The organism is Kineococcus xinjiangensis, from assembly GCF_002934625.1.
GTDB lineage: Bacteria > Actinomycetota > Actinomycetes > Actinomycetales > Kineococcaceae > Kineococcus_A > Kineococcus_A xinjiangensis.
Map to the genome: position 1 here is coordinate 17,931 of NZ_PTJD01000011.1, position 22,650 is coordinate 40,580.

The window sequence follows — 22,650 nt, forward strand, 5'->3', positions numbered from 1 at the left end:
TGTGGGCCACAGCCCACGGTGGACGCCCGCACGCGGAACCACCGGCCCCGCCCGGCGTCCGATCCCCGTGCGCCCCCGCTCCCGTGCCGCTGCCGCCGCGGTGCTCCTCGTCGCCCTGCCCGCGTGCTCCGTCGGCCAGGGCCCGCCGGGCTGGGTCGCATGGCCGGAGCCCGAGCCGGTGTGGGACCTGCCGCTCGTGCCCGGGGAGTGGGTGGAGCTGCCGCCGTCGCCGCTGGAGGCGCGCGGGCACGCCGGGACGGCCTGGACCGGCCGGGAGCTCGTCATCGGCGGCGGGCACACGTACGACCCGCAGACACTGGGCCAGACCTGCGGGGACGGCGCGCAGTGCGCCGGTCCCATGCCCGTCCCCCACGACGACGCCGCCGCCTACGACCCGGCGGCGGACTCGTGGCGGGCCCTGCCGGAGCTCTTCCCCGTCCCGCAGTCGATCTACGGCGACCCGTCGCTGGACGTCCTGCTCGATGCGGAGGCGATGACGTGGCGCCCCGAGGTGGGCACCCCGCCGATCCGCACCCTGGAGCCGGGCCGCTGGATCGGGGAGCAGTTCGTCACCGCCGGGTGGATCGAGGGCCCGAACGGGGAGCAGGACCCCCGCAAGCCCGTCGCGGTCGCCGTCTACGACGCCGGCACGGGCACGTGGCGGACCGACCCGTGGCCGTTCGCCGACCCCCACCAGCAGGAGCTCATCAGCGTCTGGACGGGCACGGAGCTGCTGCTGGTCGTGCGGGCGATCGGCTCGGGCTGCACCGGTGGCGGGGTGTGCCGGCACCTGGCGGCGTGGTCACCGGACGGCACCTGGCGCGACGTGGCGGAGTGGCGGATCGCGGAGCCGCCCCCGCCGGGCTCCGTCGAGCGGCCCGCCGAGGACCAGGCACCGGGTGTGGCGAGCCAGTTCCACCAGCTGCTGTGGGACGGGCAGCGCGTCGTCGGCGTGGACGCCAGCTCCTCCTGGCACGAGGGCCTGGAGTTCGTGGTCCTCGACCCCCGCGACGGCAGCACCAGCCCGCTGACGACGCTCGGCGAGCAGCTGGGCGGCTACCCGCGGGTGCTGCTGCACGGGCAGGACCTGCTGGTGGTGGACGGCCCCCGGGTGGCGGTGTTCGGCTCCGACGACGGGCGGTGGCGGGCGCTGCCGCCGCTGCCCGCGCAGCGACCCAGCAACGGGCGGGCCGTCGGGCTCGCCGGCGACGTCCTCGTGGTGTGGGGAGGGATGGCCGACGACCACCCCCCGGGCAGCGTGGACGAGGCCCGCGGGTGGCGGTTCGGGTTGTGAGTGGCTCTACCGCAGGGGTTTGCGCCTCGGCGGGCTCTCCACGCAGCAGGGCGGGCCCCCACGCTGTGCGTGGAGGCCCGCCCTGTGGTGCGGTGGTGCGTCAGCCGGTCAGGACTGGATGTTCACCGTGACGTCGCTGCCCGTGAGGGTGAGCGCGTTGGTCGCCGCGTCGGCGATGCCGGCCTGGCTGACGATGGTGGCCGGCAGGTCGAGCCCGGTGGCCGTCCCGACGGTGACGGTGACGACCCGGCCGGCCGCGTAGGCGGTCCCGCCGATGGTGGTGCTCCCCGTGCTGAGCACGAACGTGGTGCCGCCCACGCCGTTGACGAGGTCCACGGCGGTGCCGTCCGCGTCCCGCAGGCGCAGCGTGGCGTTGCCCGCGACGGTGACGACCTCGCTGGCGGCGACGGTGAACGTGTCACCGGCGTCCAGCAGCAGGGCGTTGCCGACGTTGCTCGCGACCCGCACGTCCGCCGCGGTGGGGGCGGTCGTGTCGTTGACGGGCGTGGTGGTCGTGGCGTTGGTCGCCGCGGCGGTCGCCCGGCCGATCTGGCCGTCGTTCACGAACGACACCCGGTAGTTGTAGGTGCCGGCCGCCACGTCGTTGTCGACGTACTGGAAGCCGGGGGCCGCCGCGTCGGCGTCGGCCGTCGGGGTGGCGATGACGGCGTAGGCGCCGACGGTGCTGCCCGTCACGGTGGCCCGCTCGACCTGCACCGCGTCGACGTCGCCGCTGAGGACGGTCGTCAGGGTGACGTCGTTGGAGTTCGCGCCGGTGCCGACGGTGAACGTCGGCGCGGCCGGGGTGGCGGGGTTGTCGTCGGCGAGGACGAAGTCGCTGCTCCCGTCGGGGTCGACCGCGAACGTGCCCGTGATGCCGTCACCGGAGGTCAGCGCCGCCTCGAAGGTGCCGAGCCCGACCGAGACGCCACCCAGGGTGAACTTGTCGGTGCTGTCGTAGGTGTAGCGCACCGTGGCGCCGGAGGTCGCCGTGGTGAAGGAGTTCGCGGCCCTGTCCACCGAGACGACCGTTCCGCCGGTGACGGACCCGGCGGCGGCGAGCGGGGCGGTGACCGTCGTCGCCCCACCGAGGCCGTAGAGCTCGGTGGCCGCTGCGAAGGTCCCCGCGGCGGTGCCGGAGGTCTCCAGGCGGATGCTGGTGCCACCGGTGGTGGCGGTGCCGCCGGGGCCGCCGTTGACGTAGACGACCGGGACCACGGTGCCGGGCGCGGTGGCGTCGATCGTGAACGTGAGGTTCCCCGCGACGGGCTGGGCGGTGGTGGTGCGCTTCTCGGTGTCGCCCTCGGCGAAGGTCGCCGCGGCGTTGTTCACCGAGGTGATGTCGGCGATGTCCGCACCGGTGGCGACGGAGAACCCGCTGGCAGCGTTGGCGTCCGCGCCGGTGAGGAACGTGACCGCACCGTCCGCACCGGTCTGGATGCTGGCCCCGTTGACCAGGGTGATGCGGTAGGTGGTGCCCGCAGTGAGGCCGGTGACCGTGTAGGTGCGGTCGTCGGCGGCGTCGTTCGGGCCCGCGGTGTCGTTGACGAGCGTGGTCGTCACGGCGGTGTTCGGCGCCACGGCGATGGTGCCGAGCTGGCCCGCTCCACCGGCCGCCTCGGCGGCCTCGACGACGGCGACGGGCAGGACCGCGACACCGCCGATGGCGACACCGGAGGTGAGGGTGGCGGCGTTGGCCTTGAGGTAGGTCTCCGCGTCGTTGCCCAGGACCGCACCCTCGGTGAGGATGATCGGGAAGTTGTTCTTCGCCGCGTACACCGACGCCGGGAGCGCGTCGACGGGCGCGAAGCCGTTGACCAGCGCGACACCGGCCTTGCTGAACCCGAAGGCCGCGGTCTGGGCCACGTTCAGAGCCGTCTCGGCGCGGTCGGCGCCGGCGATGCGGGTGACGGTGATGCCCTGCGCGGCGAGCGCGTCGCGGACGGCGACGGACACCGCCGCCTCGCCACCGAGGATGGTGACGTTCTTGATGCCCTGGGCCTTCAGCCCGGCCAGCGCGAAGCTGTTCAGGGAGCCCGTCTGGGTCAGGTAGATCGGGGTGCCGGTCTTGGCCGCCACCGGGGCGATGGCCAGGGCGTCGGCGAAGACGTCACCACGGGCCAGGAACGCCGAGGTCGGGGCGGTACCGCCGCGGACGGCCTGCGCCTGCGCCGCGATCTTGGCGGCGGTCTCGTAGCGGTCGCCGCCCTGGATGCGGTTCTTCGTGGTCACCGAGGCGGGCAGCGCGTTCAGGACTGCCTCGGAGATGGCGTTCGTGCCGCCGACGGCCCAGACCGTGGTCGGCTTGAGGGCGTTCAGCGCGGCGAGCGTCTCGGCCGGGATGCTGCCGGACTGCACGTAGAGGATCGGTGCGGTGGTGCCCGCGAGGGCGGCGGCGCCGAGGGCGTCGACGGCGTTGTCACCGTTGGCGATGACCACGTTGGTGGCACCGGTGGGGAAGGTCGCCGTCGCCACGCTCGCGGCGGTGGCGAAGCGGTTCTCCACGTTCGCGGGACGGGTGAGGTCGAAGGTGGGCGTCGCCTCAGCGGCCACGGCGGTGAAGCCCACGCCGGTCAGACCCACGAGGGCGGCGACGCCGGCCCCGATACCACTCCGGCGCAACCTCGAGGTTGCAGCAGACACGATGCCTCCATGGCGGTGTGCGGTGCGGTCCCCCCCATGGGGACCAGCTCAGTCGTGCGACGACCGCCCCACTTCCCTTGACAGGGGCCCCCGGGGCGGTCATGCGCAACGTACACCGCTGTCACACCGGCCACAGGCGAACCGGGGAAGTGGGTGGGTGGAGGAGCGATGGTGGGGTGGGGCTGACGGGACCGACGCCCGAGCCGCGAAAGGCCAGAGGCCCCGATCTCCGGAGAGATCGGGGCCTCTGGGGTCCACTCAGCAGCGAGCAGGATCAATCATCAGGGAGCGATGACCGTGTCGGCGTTGCTCTGGTTCGTGCCACCGGTGAAGGCCGTCGGACCGGCCACAGCCACTGCGGTGGCAGCGTTGGCCGACGCCGCGGTGACACCCAGCGTGGAGGTGGCGGCGTCGATCGCTGCCTCCACCTGCCCCTGGGTCGCCGCGACCGCAACACCCGCACTGTCGGTCGGGAGGGTCACGGTGATGACGTCGCCTGCTCGCGCGGCCGACAGGGCCACGCTGTTGCCACTTCCCTGCACGAACTGGATGCTCAGGGAGTTGCCAGCCGTACCGGCAGCGTTGGCCGTGGCCGTCACGCCCTGGATGAGAGCGCTGGCAGGCGTTGCCGCAACGACGGGCGTCTGTCCGGCGTTCCAGGCGTTGCCCGCCGTGTCGGCGATGCCCGCGGCTGCCCTCACGGTGAGCGGGTAGGTCGCCGGGAGCGCAGTGGCCAAGGTGGCCCCGATGGGAGTGGGGTTTCCGGTCAAGGTGATCGTCAGAACCCGGTTGGCCGTGTACGTCCCGGCGTCGCTGCCCTCGGCGATGGTGACCGACGCAGCGTTGAGCGCGAAGGTGGCGTTGGTTCCATTGGTGAGCTGGTAAGTATCGCCCGCACTGTCGGTGAAGCGGATGGCGGCGGTGCCGGTGGCCGTGACGTCCTCGTTGAAGATGAGGCGGATCACGTCATTGGTGTCGGCGTCGGACGTGAAGCCCGCGTTCGTCACGAGCCGGTCGGAGATCGTCAGCGGGGCCGTCGTGTCCGCGGTGGGAGCGGTGGTGACGACATTGCCAGTGGTAGCCGGAGCGCCCTGGTCGCCGTCGTTGACCCCGGTGATCCGGTACCGGTAGGTGCCGGCTGCGACGTCCATGTCGGTGATGGTGGCGGTTCCGTTCGCGATCTGCGCCGCCGTCAGCGTGCCCGCCCCGGCGACGGCGGTGAAGGCACCCACGACGTCGCCGCTCACCGCAGCGCGCTCCACGATCAGCGAGTCCACGGCGTTGGCACCGAAGTTCACCGCGATGCTCACGTCGTTGCCGCCGTTGACCGTCGGCGTCAGGGTCGGCAGCCCCGGGTTGCTGTCGGTCAGGTTGAAGACGCTGCCGCCCTCGGGGTCGACGGCGAAGGTACCCGCGATCCCGTCACCGGCGGAGAGGGCCGCCTCGAAGGCGGTCAGCCCGACGGACGCACCGTCCACGGTGAAGGTGTCCCCGACGGTGTCGTAGGTGTAGCGCGACGTGACACCACCGGTCGTGATGGTGAACGAGTTGTTCGCCTTGTCCACGGCAGCCACGACGCTGCTGGCGGGGAGGCCGCCGCCGGTGGCGAGCGGGGCGACGTAGGTCATCGGTCCACCGAGGCCGAACGTCTCCGTGGCCGCCGCGAAGGTCCCCACAGCCGTAGCGGAGGTCTCCAGACGGATGCTCGTGCCACCCGTCGTGGCCGTGCCACCGGTCCCGCCGTTGATGTAGACCACCGGCACGACCGTGCCGGGGGCGGTGCCGTCGATCGTGAAGGTGATGTTGCCGGCGACCGGCTGCGTGGTGGTCGTGATGAAAGCGGTGTCAGTATCAGCGAAGGTGGGCCTCGCGTTGTTCACCGAGGTGATGTTCGCGATGTCGGCACCGACGTCGGCGGAGAACCCGCTGGCAGAGCCGGCGTCGGCGCTGCTGAGGAAGCTCACCTGACCGTTTGCGCCGACCTGGATGCTAGCTGCGTTCACCAGGGTGATGCGGTAGGTCGTGCCCGCGGTGAGGCCGGTGACCGTGTAGGTGCGGTCGTCCGTGGCGTCGTTGGCGCCCCCCGTGTCGTTGACGACCGTGGCCGTCGCGGCCGTGTTCGGCGTGACGGCGATGCTGCCGACCGCGTCGCCCGCCCCACCAGCCTCCTCGGCGGCGGTGACGACCGTCTCCGGCAGGACCGCGGTACCACCGACGGCTAGACCGGTGGTGAGGGTCGCGGCGTTGGCGGTGAAGTAGGCCTCCGCGTCGTTGCCCAGGACCGCACCCTCGGTGAGGATGATCGGGAAGTTGTTCTTCGCCGCGTACACGGACGCCGGGAGGGCGTCGACCGGGGCGAAGCCGTTGACGAGGGCCACACCGGTCTTGCTGAACCCGAAGGCGGCGGTGTTGGCGATGTTCAGGGCCGTCTCCGCGCGGTCGGCACCGGCGATGCGGGTGACGGTGATGCCCTGCGCCGCGAGGGCGTCGCGCACCGAGGTCGACACGGCGGCCTCGCCACCGAGGATGGTGACGTTCCTGATGCCCTGGGCCCTCAGCCCGGCCAGGGTGGTCGGGTTGATGGTGGCGGTCTCCGTCAGGAAGATCGGAGTGCCGGTCTTGGCCGCCACCGGGGCGATGGCCAGGGCGTCGGCGAAGACGTCACCACGGGCGAGGAACGCCGTGGTGGGGGCAGCCCCGCCACGCACGGTCGCCGCACGAGCCGCGATGTTCACGGCGGTCTCGTAGCGGTCGGCGCCCGAGACGCGGTTCTTCGTCGTCACCGAGGCGGGCAGCGCGTTGACCACGGCCTCGGACACGGCGGTGGTGCCACCGACGATCCAGGCGGTGGTCGGGTTCAGCGCCCTGAGAGCCGCCATCGTCTCGGCGGGGATGTCACCGGAGCGGACGTAGAGGATCGGCGTGTTCACGCCGGCCAGGGCGGCAGCACCCAGGGCGTCGACGGCGTTGTCACCGTTGGCGATGACCACGTTGGGGGCACCGGTGGGGAAGGTCGCCGTCGCCACGCTCGCCGCGGTGGCGAAGCGGTTCTCCGTCTGGGCGGGGCGGGTGATGTCGAAGTTAGGGGCCGCCTGAGCGGCCACAGCGGTGAACCCGACGCTGGTCAGACCCACGAGGGCGGCAACGCCGGCCCCGATACCACGCCGGCGCAACCTCGAGGTTGCTGCGGTCACGATGCCTCCAAAGGCGATGTGAAGTGTGATCCCCCCCACGGGGGCCGGCTCAGTCGAGCCCTGTGTACCGCCCTGCTCCCCCACTTGCCGGGGTCCCCTGGCGACGTCTCAAAACGTACACGAGAGTCACACCAGCAACACGGAGAGCAACCAAGATCTCTTGGCCGGGACGCACCGTAAGGATGCCTGAACGGGCTGTGACCTGCACGTTTGCCCCACACGGGCTAACATAACGATTCGGTCACGGGCCCCTCGTTGCGCCCCAGGAGCCTCATCTTCACCCATTTGCAGCAGCAGGAGAAGACTCCCGACGCACCAGTCACAACCGTCCCAGCACCCGGCACAGGGTGCCGCGCCATCCGGGTGACGGCACGCCCGGCCGCTGTCTCGACGTCAAGGAGCCCTCCCGCCGTGACGACACACACGTCATGACGGCTCCCTCCGCAGCCCCGCCGCGCCCGCGCGGCCGCTGGAGCCTCCCCCTCCTCGTGGCCGCCGCCCTCACCGCGCCCGGCCTCGCCGCCGTCCTCGACCCGGCGTTCCTCGCCACGCCCTTCCCGTGGATCCCCTTCCTCGCCTTCAGCGGCGCGACCACCCTCCTCCTCACCACCCAGGACCCCGCCGACCCGCGCCGCCGCTACGGCCGCGTCTCCCTGACGTGGGGCGCCGGCCACCTCGTGGCCGCCCTGCTCCTCCTCAGCGGCGTCGGGGGGCCCCAGGCGAGCATCGCCGTCCTCGCCGCGACCTTCGCCGGCGTGATCGTCCTCATGCAGTCCGGCCTGCGCCGCATCGCCGCCCCCGGCAGCATCCCCACCCTGCTCATCGACGCGAGCATGCTCGGCGCCGCCCTCTCCGTCGTCACCTGGCACGTCCTGTCCGCCGTCGGCGCCGTCGACGGCGGCACCGGCCTCCGGCTCGCCGTCCTGGCCCTCCTGCTCGGCGCCACCCACGTCACCGCCCGCGGCATCCACGCCGCCATCGACGACCCCCGCATGCGCGCCCCCGGGATCGCGCTGGCCGCCTGCGCCCTCGGCGAGCTCCCCGCCCTCTACGCGATCCTCACCGGCGACCTCCGGATCGGCTGGGTCGGCGCCCTCCTCGTCCTCGCCGGCACCGCCGTCGCAGGCGTCTTCTCCCCCCACCGCAGGACCGGCCTGCGCAGCGTCGCCGACGGCGCCCTCGCCGAGCACCGCCGCGAGATCGCCTCCCTCATCCCCGGCCCGCTCCTGCTCGCCGACCTCGCCTGGCTCATCGCCGACCCCGGCTCCACCACCCGCGCGCTCCTCCTCCTCTACGCCCTCACCCTCGTCCTCTACGCCGTCCGCCACTACGAGGCAGCCCGTGCCTACCTCGCCGTCGCCGGCGACCTGCGCACCCAGGCCCTGCTCGACCGCGGCACCGGCCTCGGCAACCGCCTCGCCCTCACCGAGACCCTCCGCCAGGTCAGCACCTCCGAGCGCTCCGTCCTCCTCGTGGCCGTCGAGGGCCTCGACAACGTCCGCGACGTCCTCGGCCTCTCCGCCGGCGACGCCGTCCTCGCCGCCGTCGGCCGCCGCCTCGAGGCCGCCGCACCCTGCGGCGGCGCCTACCGCAGCGGCGACGAGGAGTTCGCCGTCCTCCTCACCGGCGGCACCGACGAAGCCCGCGCCCTCGCCCCCGCGCTGCTCGACGCCGTCCGCAGCGCCCCCGCGCAGGTGCCCGCCGCCGCCCGCTTCGACCTCGACGCCACCATCGGCCTCGCCTCCACCAGCGGGCGCCGCTCCCCCGACGCCCCCGACAGCGAGCGCCTCGCCGTCCTCACCGACGCCGCCCTCGCCCTGCGCGGAGCCCGCAGCGGCGGCAGCGGCACCGTCGCCGCCTTCGACGGGGCCATCGCCGACGCCAACCGGCGCCGCCTCCTCGTCCGCGAGCGCCTCGCCCTGGCGCTGGCCGCCGGCACCCTCGACGTGCACTTCCAGCCGGTCGTCGACCTCGACACCGGCGGCGTCGCCAGCTTCGAGGCACTCGCCCGCTGGACCGACGACGTCCTCGGCCGCGTCAACCCCGTCGAGTTCATCACCGTCGCCGAGGAGGCCAACCTCGTCGTCGCCCTCGGCCAGCACGTCCTCGCCGCCGCCGTGCGGACCGCCGCCGACGCCGGGGTCTTCGCCGCCGGCGCGAGCCTCGCCGTCAACGTCTCCGTCGTGCAGCTCCACGCGCCCGGCTTCGCCGACGCCGTCCGCGCCGTCCTCACCGACGTCGGCGTGCCCGCGTCCCAGCTCACGCTGGAGGTCACCGAGTCGGTGTTCCTCGACACCGGCAGCCCCGCCGAGCGCGTCCTGCGCGAGCTCGCCGACACGGGCGTGCGCATCGCCATCGACGACTTCGGCGCCGGCCACGCCTCCTTCGGCTACCTCGGCCGCTTCCCCGCCCACGTGCTGAAGATCGACCGCTCCCTCACCAACACCCTGACGGTGGACTCCGACGGGCAGGTGATCGTCTCCTGCATCGTGGAGCTGGCCACGCAGCTCGGGATGGTCGTCGTCGTCGAGGGCATCGAGACCGCCGAGCAGGCCGTCATCTGCTCCGCCCTGGGGGCGCAGCGCGGGCAGGGCTGGCTCTTCGAGGCCGCCGTCCCCACCGAGCGCCTCGCAGAGCAGCTCGACCGGAACTTCGCCTCGGGCGGCGTCCCCGCCTGAGGGGCGCCCGGGGCCGTCCTCTCTTCCTCCGGAAAGGACCCTTTCCGGGGTCGAGAGGGCCCGTCCAGGCACGGAAAGGACCCTTTCCGGGGTTGATCGGGGCTGGGCGCCCGGGGGCCCCGTCAGTCCAGGGCGGCGCTGCGGGCCGCGGCGCGCTTCGCGTCGTACATGCGGGTGTCGGCCAGCGCCAGGAGCAGGTCCACGGTCTGCTCGTCCGCGATCCCCACCACCTCCGACACCGCCCCCACGCTCGCCGTCAGCGGCAGCACCGCCGCGCCCACCGCGAACGGCTCCGCCAGCGACCCGAGGATGCAGCCCACCAGCAGGTCCCGGTCCACCGCCGGGTCCGTCACCACCACGGCGAACTCGTCCCCGCCCAGCCGAGCCGCCGTGCCCCCCGACGGCAGGCACCGCGACAGCCGGGTCCCGACCTCCCGCAGCAGCGCGTCCCCCACCGCGTGCCCCAGCGTGTCGTTGACGCCCTTGAAGTCGTCCAGGTCCACGAACGCCACCGTCACCGGCACCCCCGACGCCACGGACTCGTCGACGGCCCGCCGCATCCGGTCCGCGAACAACCCCCGGTTGGCCAGGCCCGTCAGCCCGTCGTAGTGCGCCAGGCGCTGCAGCTCCGCCCGCTGCCGCTGCGTCACCTCCAGCAGCGTGTGGTTCTCCGCGAGGATCAGCCACTGCCGCCCCAGCACCAGGCACACCAGCACGGCGCTGGCCACCACGACCACCCGGTCCACCGTCGTCCACAGCTGCCAGACCACCATCGGCGCCGCCAGCAGCAGCGGCACGTACGGCAGCAGCACCGACAGGCGCGAGCGCCCCTCGGGCACCGGATCACCGCGCGGGTCGTCGTGGCGGGCGGCGGCGGCCAGCCCGAACAGCGCGAACGCCCCCAGCCACGCGTAGTCGGACGCCCCGCCCGTGGCGTACCCGTCCAGGGAGAAGTCGTAGGTGAAGCCGGCGTCCCCCGCCAGCATCAGCGCTCCCCCCGCCACCAGCAGCCGGGCGGGCACCGAACGCGGGTTGCGCAGCAGCGACAGCAGCAGCACCGTCAGCAGCACGATGTCGGTGACCGGGTAGGCCAGGGAGAAGAGGAGCGGGACCACCTCCTCCGCGGTGGCCACCATCGCGTCGAGGGAGAGCACCCACGCGGTGCAGAACAGGGCGCAGGCCATGACGAGGCCGTCGGCGAGGGTCCGCAGCCGCAGCCGCCACGTGCCGTAGCCGCGGTGCACGTACAGCGCCGACACCACGGACAGCACGGCGAAGCCCATGAAGCCGGCGTCGGCGACCGACGGGAAGGGCGCCGCGTCGCCGCGCACCACCTCCCGCCACGCCCAGACGACCTGCCCGGCGGTCCAGCACAGGCACGCCGCCCCCATCAGCACCCACGACTGACGGCGGGCGGACAGCGCGCCGAGATCGTCGAGCTGCCGCCCCACGCGCAGGCAGGCGAGGCCCGCGACGAGCGCGACGGCGGCCTCCGTGACACCGAAGAGGGCCTGCTCGGCCACGGGCACGCCGACGAGGAGGGCGTCCCCCACCACGACGAGGACGAGGAGCAGCGCCACGAGGCCGGCCCGCAGCCGCGCCCGGGCGCCGCGCCCGTCCCAGGAGGGTGCCCGCACGGCTCCTGCTCGCACTCCCCACCCCCTGCACCCACCTGCACCCGCCTGCGCCAAGCCAACAGCATGACGCGCCCGAGCGTCACGCGGGGTAGATATAGGCACAACTGTGCGTCGCCAAAGGTGGGCGTCTGCCCATCCCGCGCCCGGTTGGGCCGCCACCACCGGGGTACTGCCGCCGCATGCCCGCCCCCCGCGCCCTGGAGCTGACGTTCATCGGCACCGCCACGGTGCTGCTGCGCTACGGCGACCTCACCCTCCTCACCGACCCCAACTTCCTCCACCGCGGCCAGTACGCCTGGCTCGGCAAGGGCCTCGTCGCCCGGCGCCTCACCGACCCCGCCCTGCGCGTGGAGGAGCTCCCGCCCCTCGACGGCCTGCTCCTGTCCCACCTGCACGGCGACCACTTCGACCGCGTCGCCCGCCGCGGCCTGCGCAGCGACCTGCCCGTGCTCACCACCCCGCACGCGGCCCGCCGCCTCGCCGCCTGGCACGGGATGACCGACGTGCGGGGGCTGCGCACCTGGGAGAGCGCGGAACTGGTGTCCGGCGGGACGCGGGTGCGGGCCACCGCCGCCCCGGGACGGCACGCCCGCGGGGCGCTGCAGGGGGTGCTGCCGCCGGTGATGGGCTCCCTGCTGGAGTTCGGGCCCGCCGGCGGGGGCACCGAGTTCACCCTCTACCTCACCGGCGACACCCTGCTGGTGGAGGAGATCCGCGAGATCCCCCGCCGCTACCCGGGCATCGACGCCGCCGTCGTCCACCTCGGCGGCACCACCCTGCCGGGCGGCCTCGTGGTGACCATGGACGGGGCGGAGGGTGCCGACCTCGTCGACCTGGTGCGCCCGCGGCAGACCGTGCCGGTCCACTACGACGACTACGGGGTGTTCCGCTCCCCGCTGAGCGACTTCCGGGCCGAGGCGGAGCGGCGCGGCTGGGCCGACGACGTGCGGTGGGTGGCGCGCGGGGAGACCGTGACCCTGACCTGAGGCGCGGGCGCGGGGACGTTGCGCAGGCGACGCGCCGGCGTGTCACGGCCGAACGTCCCCGCCTCAGCCCTGCCCGCCCGACATGGGGACGTTGCGCAGGCGGCGCGCCGGCGTGTCACGGCCGAACGTCCCCGCCCAGCCCCGGCGCGGCCGGGCGCGGGAGGGTCAGGTGCCGTCGGGGAAGACCGGGCACTCGCCGCGGTCGAACGCAGCGGCGTCCTCGGGGTCGATCTCCACCCACACCAGCTTCCCGTGCGGGGTGCTCTCCACCCCCCAGCGCGAGCTCAGCGTCTGCACCAGCAGCATCCCCCGCCCCCCGGTGTCCGAGGGCCCCGCCGTCGCCAGCTGCGGCGGGCGGGGGCTGGAGTCCGTCACCTCCAGCCGCAGCGCCGACTGCCGCACGGTGCACGTCAGCGTGGCGGGCGGGGTGGCGTGCAGCACCGCGTTGCCCACGAGCTCGCTCACCAGCAGCGAGGCGAGCTCCTCCATGCCCGGCGGCGGCGCGTCGTCGAGCACCACCTCCCGCACCCGGCGGCGCGCCATCGAGGGGGCGCGACCGTCCGCGGGCAGCTGGATGATGCGACGGGGCTCTGGCTCCACGCCGACCTGTTACCCAGCGCGCCCGGCATCTCACACCTGCGGAACGCCGCCGGGCGGGCTCAGGCCTGCGCCGCGCCGCCCCCGGCGGGCCGGTCGCCGTCCTCCACCGGGCGCATCCCCAGCGCCAGCAGCGGCTCGGACATCGCGCGCTGCCACCACGCCACGCCCCCGGCGAGCACCAGCAGCAGCGCCACCAGCGCCAGCGGCCAGGAGTCCCACCAGAAGGCCAGCACGACGAGGACGATGCCCGCCGCGGGCAGCACCACCGGCGGCACCTTGTTCCACCAGGTCGGCTGCAGCGTCGCCGCCGCGTACCACCACGCGACCACGGCGACCCGCTCGTCCGGGTGGCGGCGTCCCCGCCGGGCCAGCGCCAGGGCCTCGCGGCGGTCCTCCGGCGCCAGGGCGTGGAACGCCCGCGCGGCGTTGATGCGGCGCTCCCTGTCCATCGCTGGGCCCACCAGGGCCATGCCGTTCCTCCTGCCACCGTCGTCGGCCGCTGCGTCGTCCGCCCCGGCGGTGCGGCCGGGGACGCGGAGGGCGAGGGATTCGAACCCCCGAGGACGGGTTGGGTACCGCCCTAGCGGTTTTCAAGACCGCCGCCTTCAACCACTCGGCCAGCCCTCCCTGCGGGCGGGCCCGCAGGGCCCCAGTCTGCCACCGGAGCACGTCCGCCCCGCCCGCGGGAGACGCGGACGGGGCGGACCGAGCGGGACGGGCGGGTCAGGAGGAGAAGACCCGCACCGCCTCCTGCAGCTTCGAGGACGTCTCCGCCAGGTCCCGGGCCGCGGAGCGGATCGCGGTCAGGTCGTCGGAGGTGCGCCGCGCGGCGTCCACCACGCCGTCCAGCGTCACGACGATCTCCCGGCCGTTGTCCGCGGCCCTCGCGACGTCGCGCACCATCTCCTGGGTGGACAGGTTCTGCGTGTGCACGGCCTCGGTGATCGTGCCCTGGTACTGGTCGATGCGGCTGACGATCCCGGAGATGTCCGCGATGAGGGCGGTGGCCTGGGAGACCGCGCCCTGGATGGCGATGACCCGCCCGGAGATCTGCTCGGTGGCCTGCGCGGTCCCCTGCGCCAGGTCCTTCACCTCACCGGCGACCACGGCGAAGCCCTTGCCCGCGTCACCGGCACGGGCCGCCTCGATGGTGGCGTTCAGGGCGAGCAGGTTCGTCTGCTCCGCGATGGAGGTGATGACCTTCACGACGTCGCCGATCTCCGCGGAGGAGCGGCCCAGGTCGGCGACCGCGCGGCTGGTCGTCGCCGCCACGTCCACGGCCTCCTGCGCGATGCCGGCCACGGCGCGGGCGTTGTGGCCGATCTCCACGATGGAGTCCCCGACGCGCTCGGCGCCCTCGGAGACGGCGCAGATGGTGGCGCTGATGTCCTGGGCGCTGCCCGCCACGGCGACCGCCCGGCCGCTGGTCCGCTCGGCGTGCTCGGCGATCTGGTCGCTGCTGCGCACGAGCTGGGAGGCGGCGGAGTCCAGGTCGGCGGCGGCGGCGGTCACGTCGCGGACCACGCCGTCGGCCCGGTCGAGGGTGGCGTTGAGGGCGACGGCGAGCTGCTCCAGCTCGGTCTCGCCCCGGCCCGTGTCCAGGCGCACGCTGAGGTCGCCGGCGGCGAGGACGTCGGTGGCGCGGCGGATCGGCCGCACGATGCTGCGGCCCACCGCCAGGCAGACGAGCACGCAGACCACGAGCAGGCCCAGGGCCCCGAGCGCGAGGCGCTTGGCGTCCTCGAGGGCGGCGGCGGAGACGGTGTCGACGTAGACGCCGGAGCCGACGACCCAGCCCCACGGCGCGTAGCCCGCGACGTAGGAGATCTTCGGCTGCGGCTCCTCGGCGTCCGGCTTGGGCCACTGGTAGCCCACGAAGCCGGCCCCGTCCTTGCGGACGACCTCGGCCATCTCCACGAACAGCTTCTTGCCGTCGGGGTCGGCGTTGCCGGACAGGTCCTTGCCGTCGAGCTCCGGCTTGATGGGGTGCATGACCATCGTCGGGCCCATGTCGTTGACCCAGAAGTACTCCTTGCCGCTGTAGCGCAGCGTCTTGAGCACGGCGATGGCGGCGGCCTTGGCCTCCTCCTCGCTCAGGCGGCCGGCCTCGGCCTCGGCCCCGTAGTGGCTGACGACCCCGAGGGCGGTCTCCACGACGTTGCGGGTGGCGGCCTCGCGCTCGGCCATGATCCGGTCGCGGATCTGGAAGCCGGCGATGGCTGCGACACCGGCCATCCCGATGGCGGCGACGAGGACGATGACGAGCAGACGTGCGGCGATCGACCGCACTCCCGAGTGCTTCATGAGCCACTTCCCAGACCGGGCGCCCCAGCAGCGCCACCTCTCCCGACACTGTCGGCGCACGCGCGGACCGCCTTGAGGACGGCGCCCGTCCAGGGGGAGGCGTCCTGGGATAGCGTCGCGCGACCGACCCCGAGAAGCCGGAGCCCGAGTGCGCACGATCGTCGTCCTGCCGACGTACCAGGAAGCGGAGAACATCGCCGGCATCATCGCCGCCGTGCTGGCGTCGCCGGTCGCGCCGGACGTCCTCGTGGTCGACGACTCCTCCCCGGACGGCACGGGCGACGTGGTGCGCGGCGTCGCCGCCGGTCTGCCCGAGGGCCGGGTGCGGCTGCTCACCCGCCCCGTCAAGGAGGGCCTGGGGGCCGCCTACCGGTCGGGCTTCGCGCAGGCCGTCGCCCTCGGCTACGACGCCGTGGTGCAGATGGACGCCGACGGCTCCCACCCCGTCAGCGCGCTCGTGCCGATGGCCGCGGCCCTCGCCGGCGGTGCGGACCTGGTGCTGGGCTCGCGCTACGTGCCGGGCGGCGCGGTCGACGACGCCTGGCCCTGGTACCGGCGGCTGCTGTCGCGGGGCGGCAACGTCTACGCCCGGGTGCTGCTGCGCTCGGACATCACCGACCTGACCGGCGGGTTCAAGATGTGGCGGGCGTCGCTGCTGGCCCGCCTCGACCTGGACTCGCTGACCGCCGCCGGCTACGCCTTCCAGATCCAGACGACCCTGGCCGCGCTGGAGCTCGGCGCCCGCACGGCGCAGGTGCCGATCCTCTTCACCGAGCGCACCCGCGGCTCGTCGAAGATGTCCCGCTCGATCGTCGCCGAGGCGATGGTGGCGGTGGTGCGGATGCGCCGGCACGGGGCGAAGCTGCGCTGACGGCGCCGCCCGCGGTCCCCACCTGCGGGGACGCTCCGCTCCGGTCGCGGGCCGGGAACCGCGGTGGGACCCTGTGCGCCACCACCGGGCAGCGCAGATGCCGTCCGGCGATCGTCGAACGGGGCGGCGGTCCGCCGCCCCGTGCGCGGAGGGGGGCCCGTCGTGGACCACGCCGGAGCCGTCCCCCTGCCGGTGGTCACCGGCACCCCCGCCGCCCCCCTGCTCCACACCGCGGCGGCCGTGCGGCGGGCCACGGCGCTGCAGCCCATCGTCGAGCTGTCCACCGGGCGGGTCGTCGGCCTGGAGGCGCTCAGCCGGTTCAGCACCGCCGGCGGGGAGCCGCTGCGGCCCGAGCGGGTCTTCGCCGAGGCGCACCGGCGCGGGGGCGGCGCGGAGCTGGAGCACCTGGCGCTCACGGCGGCGCTGGCCCTGCTGCCCTGCGTGCCGGCGGGCCGCTACCTGTCCGTCAACGCCTCCCCCACCGTGCTGCTGCACCCGCGCACCGTCCCCCTGCTGCTGGCGGCGGAACCGCAGCGCCTCGTGGTGGAGGTCACCGAGCACGAGCCGGTGCAGGACTACCGGGCGCTGCGCGCGGCCCTGGACGTGCTGCGCGGGCACGGGGCGCGGATCGCGGTGGACGACGCGGGCTCCGGCTACGCCAGCCTCCAGCACGTCCTGCACCTGGCCCCGGAGGTCGTGAAGCTCGACATCGCCTTCGTCGCGGGCATCGACACCGACCCGGCACGCCGCGCGGTGACGCGGGCGCTGGTGGGCCTGGCCGCCGAGGTCGGCGCGACGCTCGTCGCCGAGGGGGTGGAGCGCGCCGCGGAACTCGCCGTGCTCCTCGACCTCGGCGTGGCCTGCGGGCAGGGGCACCACCTCGGCCGGCCGCTGGTGGCGGCGCCTCCGGCGCGCAGCGACGGGGGAACGGCGGCGGCGCCCGCGGACGACGACGGCCCGGCACCCCTGTGGGGGTGCCGGGCCGTCGGGGACCTGCCCGTCGAGGACCCGGTCCTCGGCAGGTGACGCTCGTCAGAACGTGACGATCGACAGGCCGCCCTTGCCGTAGCGGGACACGCTGACCGTCAGGTCCACCCGGCTGCCCTTGCGGGTCGCCCAGTCGACCACGTCCGGGCGCAGCTGCTCGCCCGGGCGGTAGTACGCGTGCAGCTTCAGGTGCGGGGCACCCTCCAGGTTGAACAGCGAGGCCATGATGTTGAGGACCTCGCCGGCGTTCTGGTGGAGGTTGTCGGGCATCTCGCGGTCCTCGATGGCCGCCTCGCTGGCGCCCGGCGGGAGCAGGCCGATCGCCGCGCCGCAGTGGGCGGCGAGGTCGAACGACATGACGGCCACGGCGGCCGACTTCAGCCGGTCGTCCACGTAGAGCGCCACCGTCGTGCCCGGCTTGCCCCCCGGGGGGACCTCCGGGCCGGGGGCCACGTCGACGTCGCGGTTGAGCAGGTCGGACAGCAGGTTGCGGACGGCCAGGTTGGTGGGCAGGGGGCTGGGCATGCCCTCCTGCCACTTGACCGCCGGGCCGGTGCTCTGGGAGACCTGCTGCTGGGCGTTGGACTTGCCCAGCACCGGCTCCAGGGCGTCGGCGAACTGCTCGGGGGTGAAGGGCTTGGCGATGAGGAAGAGCGCCCCGGCCGCGGCGGCCTTGTCGCGCATCTCCTGCGAACCCTCCGAGGTGACGAACCCGAAGGGCACCGTGTCCCCGCCGGCCCGCAACGCCTGGAGCATCTCGATGCCCGTGCGCTCCGGCATGTTCCAGTCGGACAGCACGATGTCGGGGTTCTCGTTGCGAACCACCTCGAGACCCTCCTGGCCGTTCTCCGCCTGGACGACCTCCACCCAGTCGTAGCCGGCCTGCCGCAGCGTGCGGATCACGATCTGCCGCATCACCCGGCTGTCGTCGACCACCAGCGCTTTCATGGCGCCTACTCCCGTTCCGCCTCGTTCTCCGTGCCCGCCCCGACCAGCGGAATGCTCAACTCAACCACACGATGACGCTCAGCCACCCGTCGCGCCACACGGCGTCCATGCGGCCCACCTCGGCCGCCCCGTTGCCCAGCCGGGGAGTGGCGGTGGAGAGCACCGGCAGACCCAGCGAGCCTGCGTCCGGGACCAGCGCCTTGACGTTGCCCGCGACGATGTTGGCGACCTCGCCGAGGGCGTCGTGCACCTCGTCCTCGGGCAGCGCCTCCTCCTGCAGCATCACCGCGGCCAGCGCCGAGGCCGTCGCCTGCGGCACCGTGACGGTGACGAGACCGGGGCGCGCCCCGGAGATCGACACGCTGGCGCAGAGGACGGGCCCCTCCGCCCCGATCGGCTCGAACGCCGGGTACGGCGGCTCGACCGTCGAGAAGAAGGAGTCCCACATCTGCATCACGATCTGCAGGAGCGCCTCGTCCTCGACGTAGTGCCCCAGCTCCTCGAGCTCGAAACCGGCGGTCATGCGCCCGCCACCTCGGGCAGGAGGCCGAGGAGTGCGAGCTTCTCCTCGAGCGCATCCGGAGTGAACGGCTTGATGAGGTACTCGTGGGCCCCGGCGGCCAGGGCGCGGACGATCTGCCCGTGCTCGGCCTCGGTGGTGACCATCATCATGGTCATGGTCCGGTACGCGCGGTTGGCGCGGATCTGCGTGACCAGGGTGAGACCGTCCATGACCGGCATGTTCCAGTCGATGGTGGCCAGGTCGGGCAGCGGTCCGCTCTTGAGGACCTCCAGGGCCTCGGCCCCGTCAGCAGCTTCCACCGTCTCGTAGCCCAGCTTGCGCAGGGCTCCGCCGATGATCTTCCGCATGGCCCGCGAGTCGTCGACGACAAGCGCCCTCATGCTCAGCCTCCGTTCTTCGGTCGGTGGACCGAAACTCGTCCGATGAGAGTTCGCTCCCATCCGTCGTCGACCCCCAGCGTCGTCTCCGCGCCGCCGAGGAACAGGTACCCGCCCGGGCGGAGGACCGCCCGCACGCGCTGGAGGATGTCCCGCTTGGTGGAGACATCGAAGTAGATGAGCACGTTCCTCAGGAACACCACGTCGAACTGCCCGACACCGCGGAACGGCAGCGCGAGGTTCATGTGCTGGAACGTGACCATCCGCTTGAGGTCGTCGTTGACCTGCCACTGGGTGCCCACGCGGGTGAAGTGCCGCACGAGCAGGTTGGCGGGCAGGCCCCGGTTCATCTCGAGCTGGGAGAAACGGCCGCTGCGGCCCTTCTCCAGGACCTCGTTGGAGATGTCGGTGGCGAGGATCTCCGCGCGCCAGCCCTCGGCGACGACGGAGTCCTTCAGCAGCATCGCGAGGCTGTACGCCTCCTGCCCCGTGGAGCAGGCTGCCGACCAGATCCGCAGCTGCCGGGTGGCGCCGCGGGTCTGCTTCAGGTCGGGGAGCACGGCGGTCGAGAACGCGGTGAACGGCGCACCGTCGCGGAACCACGAGGTCTCGTTCGTGGTCAGCGCCTCCACGATGTCCATCTGCTTCCGCCGGTCGAGGCCGACGCGCACACCCTCGATGTAGGCCGAGACGTCGGGTGCGCCGGCCGCCCTCGCGAGGGGGACGAGCCTGGACTCGACGAGGTACTCCTTGCCCTTCTCGAGGACGATCGCGCTCTCGCGTCGGACGAGGGTGCAGACCCAGTCGAAGGCCTGGTTCGTCAGCGGCACGTGATCACCTCCTTCCTGCGGAGAACCGGCCCGGGGCGGTGGCCGGTGGGAACGGGGTGGACGACGGGGTGGTGCGGGGGGTCACCGGCGGCGGCGGGGCCCCCGCCGGTGAGGTGGTCGATGTGCCCGCCGCCGAGCGCGGGGCCGGGGGTGCCATGGAGGCCGCACCACCGAGCCGTCGCACGATCGCGTCGGCGATGCCGTGCAGCGGGAGGATCTCGTCGGCGACGCCCTCGCGGGCGACCGCGCCGGGCATGCCCCAGACCACCGAGGTGGCCTCGTCCTGCACGAGGACGTGACCGCCGGCGCTCGCGATGCCCTTGCAGCCGTTGCGGCCGTCGGAGCCCATCCCCGTGAGGATCACGGCCAGCAGCTCGCCGCCGTAGAGGGTGAGCGCCGAGCGGAACATGACGTCCACGGCGGGGCGGCAGAAGTTCTCCGGCGGTCCCTGGTGCAGCTTCGTCACCACGTTCGTGCCCTGCCGCACGACCTCCATGTGGAAGTCGCCGGGCGCGATGTAGACGGTGCCGGGGACGACGGGCTGGCCGTTCTCGGCCTCCACGACCCGCAGCGCGCTGGCCTTGTCGAGGCGCTGCGCGTAGAGGCGCGTGAAGACCGGGGGCATGTGCTGGGTGATGAGGACGGGCACCCCGAGGTTCGGGGGGAGCTTGGAGATCACCGCGGTGAGGGCCTCGGGCCCGCCCGTGGAGGAGCCGATGACCAGGGCGCGCGCCTTCGCGCCGGGCGCGGCGGGACGCGGCCGCGGCGGCGGCGCGAACGCCGGTGCCGGCGGGCCGGAGGGGCCGGAGGGGCCGCGCTCCCGGAACCTGGGCACGAGGGCCTTGATCTTGGGGATGAGCTGCGAGCGGACGCTCTCCATGGACTCCGACACGCTGCCGACGTTGGCCGGCTTCGTGACGTAGTCGCTGGCGCCCTTGGACAGCGCCTCCAGCGCGGCGGCGGCGCCGCGCTCGGTGAGGGTGCTGAACATGACGATCGGCACGCGGCGGTCGATCTTGCGGATCTCCACCAGCGCCTGCAGGCCGTCCATCACCGGCATCTCGACGTCGAGGGTGATGGCGTCCGGCCGCAGTTGCTCGACCTTGCCGACGGCGATCTGGCCGTTGGCCGCCGTCGCGACGACCTCGATGGCGGGGTCGGTGGCGAGCACGTCGGTGATCAGGCGACGGACGACGACCGAGTCGTCCACCACCAGCACCCTGATGCGGTCCCCCACGCTGAACCCCGTCCTCAGCGGTGCACGCACCGCAGTCTCGAAAACCGCCGATCGCAGCGGACTCCCACTCCATCGGCTGCGGGCGGCGAACCCTGAAGCGCAGATGCGGACGGCTGCGTCCGGCCCGGTCCCCCGCGAGGCCCCCGCGCGCACGGAAAGGACCCTTTCCGGGGTCGAACGGGCTGGGGTCCGGCGGGTCAGTCCGGCAGGTACAGGCAGAACGGGTGCCCGGCCGGATCCAGGCAGACGCGGACGTGCTCCTGCGGCTGGAAGTCCGCGACGCTCGCCCCGGCGGCGCGGGCGTGCTCCACCGCGGCGGCCAGGTCGTCGACGGCGATGTCCAGGTGGGCCGTCATCCGCTGCTCCCCCGCCCGGGCGGGCCAGACCGGCGGCACGTGGTCGGGCTCGGTCTGGAAGGACAGGCCGGCGCCGCCGCCGGGTGCGGCCAGGACCACCCACTCCGGGGAGTCCTCGCTCACCTCCCAGCCGAGCAGGCGCCGGTAGAAGGCGGCCAGCTCCCGGGCGTCGGGGGCGCCGAGCGTGGTCGCGGTCAGGCGCAGGCGGGGCGCGTCGGGCACGGTGCCTCCTCGGGACGGACCCCGCCCCGCCCGGAAAGGACCCTTTCCGTGGCCCGGGAGGGGATCTCGACCCCGGAAAGGGTCCTTTCCGGGGAGTAGGGGGGGATCGGGGAGTCGGGGAGGGGAGTCGGGGGGAAGTGGACGGGACGGGGGTGGAGCGGGGCGGGACGAGGGCGGGATCACCGGGGCAGCGCCGCCACGTACAGCCAGCGCCCGCCCTCCTTCACGAACCGGCTCCGCTCGTGCAGCACCCCCCGGCCCTCCGCGGAGCGGTACGACGCCCGGAACTCCACCACGCCCTCCGCGTCGAGGAAACCCCCGCCGCTGCCGCCCAGCACGTCGAGGCGCACCCACGACACGTCCGGGTCCGGATCCAGCTCCGCCGGGCGCGTCGACGGGTGCCACGTCCGCAGCAGGTACGGCCCGTCCCCCACGGCGAAGGCGCTGAAGCGGGAACGCATCAGCAGCTCCGCCGTCGCCGCCTGCGCCTCCCCGGCGTGCAGGCGACCGCAGCACACGGCGTAGGGATCCCCCAGCCCGCACGGGCAGGACCGCCCACCCCCGGGCGGCACCTCCACGCCGCTCACGGCCCCACCGCCGCCACCGCGGCCGGCAGGTCGTCCAGCGCCAGCCCGTCGGACATGCCCACCAGGTCCAGGATCAGCCGCGCCGCGCTCCCCGGCGGCGCCACCACCCGGAAGGCCGCCCCGCAGCGGGCGCACTCGCGGGCCAGGCGGTCCACCAGCCGCACCCCCGAGCTGTCGCAGAACGTCACCTCGGTCAGGTCCAGCACCACCCCCGACGCCCCCGCCACCCACTCCGGCAGCCTCTCCAGCACCGGCAGCACGACGCCCACGTCCAGCTCCCCGCGGGCACGCAGGACCTCCACCCCACCCGCCCGACCGTCCGGCCCCGGCAGCACCTCCACGCCCACGGCACCTCCCCCGGTGGTCCCCACCCCAG

18 protein-coding genes, 1 tRNA gene and 1 pseudogene are annotated in these 22,650 nt (G+C 73.9%); 5 read left to right on the plus strand and 15 right to left on the minus strand.

The annotated features are described in order from the left end of the window. The first annotated feature begins 67 nt into the window (after positions 1-67). Entirely contained in the window at positions 68-1,294 is a 1,227-nt protein-coding gene (locus CLV92_RS14805; protein WP_104433927.1) for a hypothetical protein, read from the plus strand. Positions 1,295-1,402: 108 nt separating this feature from the next. Here the strand turns inward: CLV92_RS14805 and CLV92_RS14810 are convergent, their stop codons facing one another. Beyond that, positions 1,403-3,937: a cell wall-binding repeat-containing protein gene (locus CLV92_RS14810; protein ID WP_104433929.1), complete on the minus strand. Its 2,535-nt coding sequence runs from the start codon at positions 3,935-3,937 to the stop codon at positions 1,403-1,405. Between the two features lie 281 nt (positions 3,938-4,218). Then, complete coding sequence (locus CLV92_RS14815) at positions 4,219-7,131, minus strand: cell wall-binding repeat-containing protein (protein WP_158257262.1); 2,913 nt, start codon at positions 7,129-7,131, stop codon at positions 4,219-4,221. A gap of 428 nt (positions 7,132-7,559) precedes the next feature. Here CLV92_RS14815 and CLV92_RS14820 point away from each other — a divergent pair, with 428 nt between their 5' ends. Further along, on the plus strand, positions 7,560-9,809 hold the full coding sequence (locus CLV92_RS14820; RefSeq protein WP_104433933.1) for a putative bifunctional diguanylate cyclase/phosphodiesterase: 2,250 nt from the start codon (positions 7,560-7,562) through the stop codon (positions 9,807-9,809). A gap of 122 nt (positions 9,810-9,931) precedes the next feature. Here CLV92_RS14820 and CLV92_RS14825 read toward each other — a convergent pair whose 3' ends face one another. After that, the gene (locus tag CLV92_RS14825) at positions 9,932-11,446 is read right to left on the minus strand and encodes a GGDEF domain-containing protein (protein ID WP_104433935.1); all 1,515 of its coding nucleotides are present in this window, start codon (positions 11,444-11,446) and stop codon (positions 9,932-9,934) included. A 179-nt stretch (positions 11,447-11,625) separates the two neighbouring features. On the opposite strand from CLV92_RS14825, the gene CLV92_RS14830 reads away from it, so the two are divergent. Further along, a complete protein-coding gene (locus tag CLV92_RS14830; protein ID WP_104433937.1) occupies positions 11,626-12,432 on the plus strand; it encodes an MBL fold metallo-hydrolase in 807 nt (268 codons plus the stop codon). Between the two features lie 165 nt (positions 12,433-12,597). Here the strand turns inward: CLV92_RS14830 and CLV92_RS14835 are convergent, their stop codons facing one another. The 4 genes from CLV92_RS14835 to CLV92_RS14850 all read right to left on the minus strand — a co-directional run bounded on the left by CLV92_RS14835 (position 12,598) and on the right by CLV92_RS14850 (position 15,336). Next, the gene (locus CLV92_RS14835; RefSeq protein WP_104433939.1) at positions 12,598-13,032 is read right to left on the minus strand and encodes an ATP-binding protein; all 435 of its coding nucleotides are present in this window, start codon (positions 13,030-13,032) and stop codon (positions 12,598-12,600) included. A gap of 59 nt (positions 13,033-13,091) precedes the next feature. Further along, on the minus strand, positions 13,092-13,502 hold the full coding sequence (locus CLV92_RS14840; RefSeq protein ID WP_104433941.1) for a hypothetical protein: 411 nt from the start codon (positions 13,500-13,502) through the stop codon (positions 13,092-13,094). 64 nt (positions 13,503-13,566) lie between these two features. Beyond that, a tRNA-Ser gene (locus CLV92_RS14845) sits at positions 13,567-13,659 on the minus strand. Between the two features lie 96 nt (positions 13,660-13,755). After that, positions 13,756-15,336, minus strand: coding sequence for a methyl-accepting chemotaxis protein (locus CLV92_RS14850; RefSeq protein WP_104433943.1), 1,581 nt, complete (start codon positions 15,334-15,336; stop codon positions 13,756-13,758). A 148-nt stretch (positions 15,337-15,484) separates the two neighbouring features. On the opposite strand from CLV92_RS14850, the gene CLV92_RS14855 reads away from it, so the two are divergent. Next, entirely contained in the window at positions 15,485-16,207 is a 723-nt protein-coding gene (locus CLV92_RS14855; protein WP_245886846.1) for a polyprenol monophosphomannose synthase, read from the plus strand. A gap of 162 nt (positions 16,208-16,369) precedes the next feature. Further along, entirely contained in the window at positions 16,370-17,233 is an 864-nt protein-coding gene (locus tag CLV92_RS14860; RefSeq protein WP_158257263.1) for an EAL domain-containing protein, read from the plus strand. A 552-nt stretch (positions 17,234-17,785) separates the two neighbouring features. Here the strand turns inward: CLV92_RS14860 and CLV92_RS23080 are convergent. The 8 genes and pseudogenes from CLV92_RS23080 to CLV92_RS14900 all read right to left on the minus strand — a co-directional run. Next, positions 17,786-18,142, minus strand: a pseudogene (locus tag CLV92_RS23080) (response regulator); the annotation flags it as partial. A gap of 55 nt (positions 18,143-18,197) precedes the next feature. After that, the gene (locus CLV92_RS14870; protein WP_104433949.1) at positions 18,198-18,665 is read right to left on the minus strand and encodes a chemotaxis protein CheX; all 468 of its coding nucleotides are present in this window, start codon (positions 18,663-18,665) and stop codon (positions 18,198-18,200) included. Then, a complete protein-coding gene (locus CLV92_RS14875) occupies positions 18,662-19,045 on the minus strand; it encodes a response regulator (RefSeq protein WP_104433951.1) in 384 nt (127 codons plus the stop codon). The genes CLV92_RS14870 and CLV92_RS14875 overlap by 4 nt, the downstream gene beginning before the upstream one ends. 2 nt (positions 19,046-19,047) lie before the next feature. Next, positions 19,048-19,872 carry a CheR family methyltransferase gene (locus tag CLV92_RS14880; protein WP_104433953.1) on the minus strand — a complete coding sequence of 275 codons (825 nt, stop codon included), beginning with the start codon at positions 19,870-19,872 and terminating at the stop codon, positions 19,048-19,050. Between the two features lie 4 nt (positions 19,873-19,876). Further along, positions 19,877-21,109 carry a protein-glutamate methylesterase/protein-glutamine glutaminase gene (locus CLV92_RS14885; protein WP_104433955.1) on the minus strand — a complete coding sequence of 411 codons (1,233 nt, stop codon included), beginning with the start codon at positions 21,107-21,109 and terminating at the stop codon, positions 19,877-19,879. 197 nt (positions 21,110-21,306) lie between these two features. After that, positions 21,307-21,687 (minus strand): VOC family protein, encoded by a 381-nt coding sequence (locus tag CLV92_RS14890; RefSeq protein WP_170112763.1) that lies wholly within the window; start codon positions 21,685-21,687, stop codon positions 21,307-21,309. A gap of 179 nt (positions 21,688-21,866) precedes the next feature. Next, positions 21,867-22,274, minus strand: a complete 408-nt coding sequence (locus CLV92_RS14895) for a YchJ family protein (protein ID WP_245886848.1) — start codon at positions 22,272-22,274, stop codon at positions 21,867-21,869. Next, positions 22,271-22,645, minus strand: coding sequence for an STAS domain-containing protein (locus tag CLV92_RS14900; RefSeq protein WP_158257264.1), 375 nt, complete (start codon positions 22,643-22,645; stop codon positions 22,271-22,273). The genes CLV92_RS14895 and CLV92_RS14900 overlap by 4 nt, the downstream gene beginning before the upstream one ends. Between the last annotated feature and the right edge of the window lie 5 nt (positions 22,646-22,650).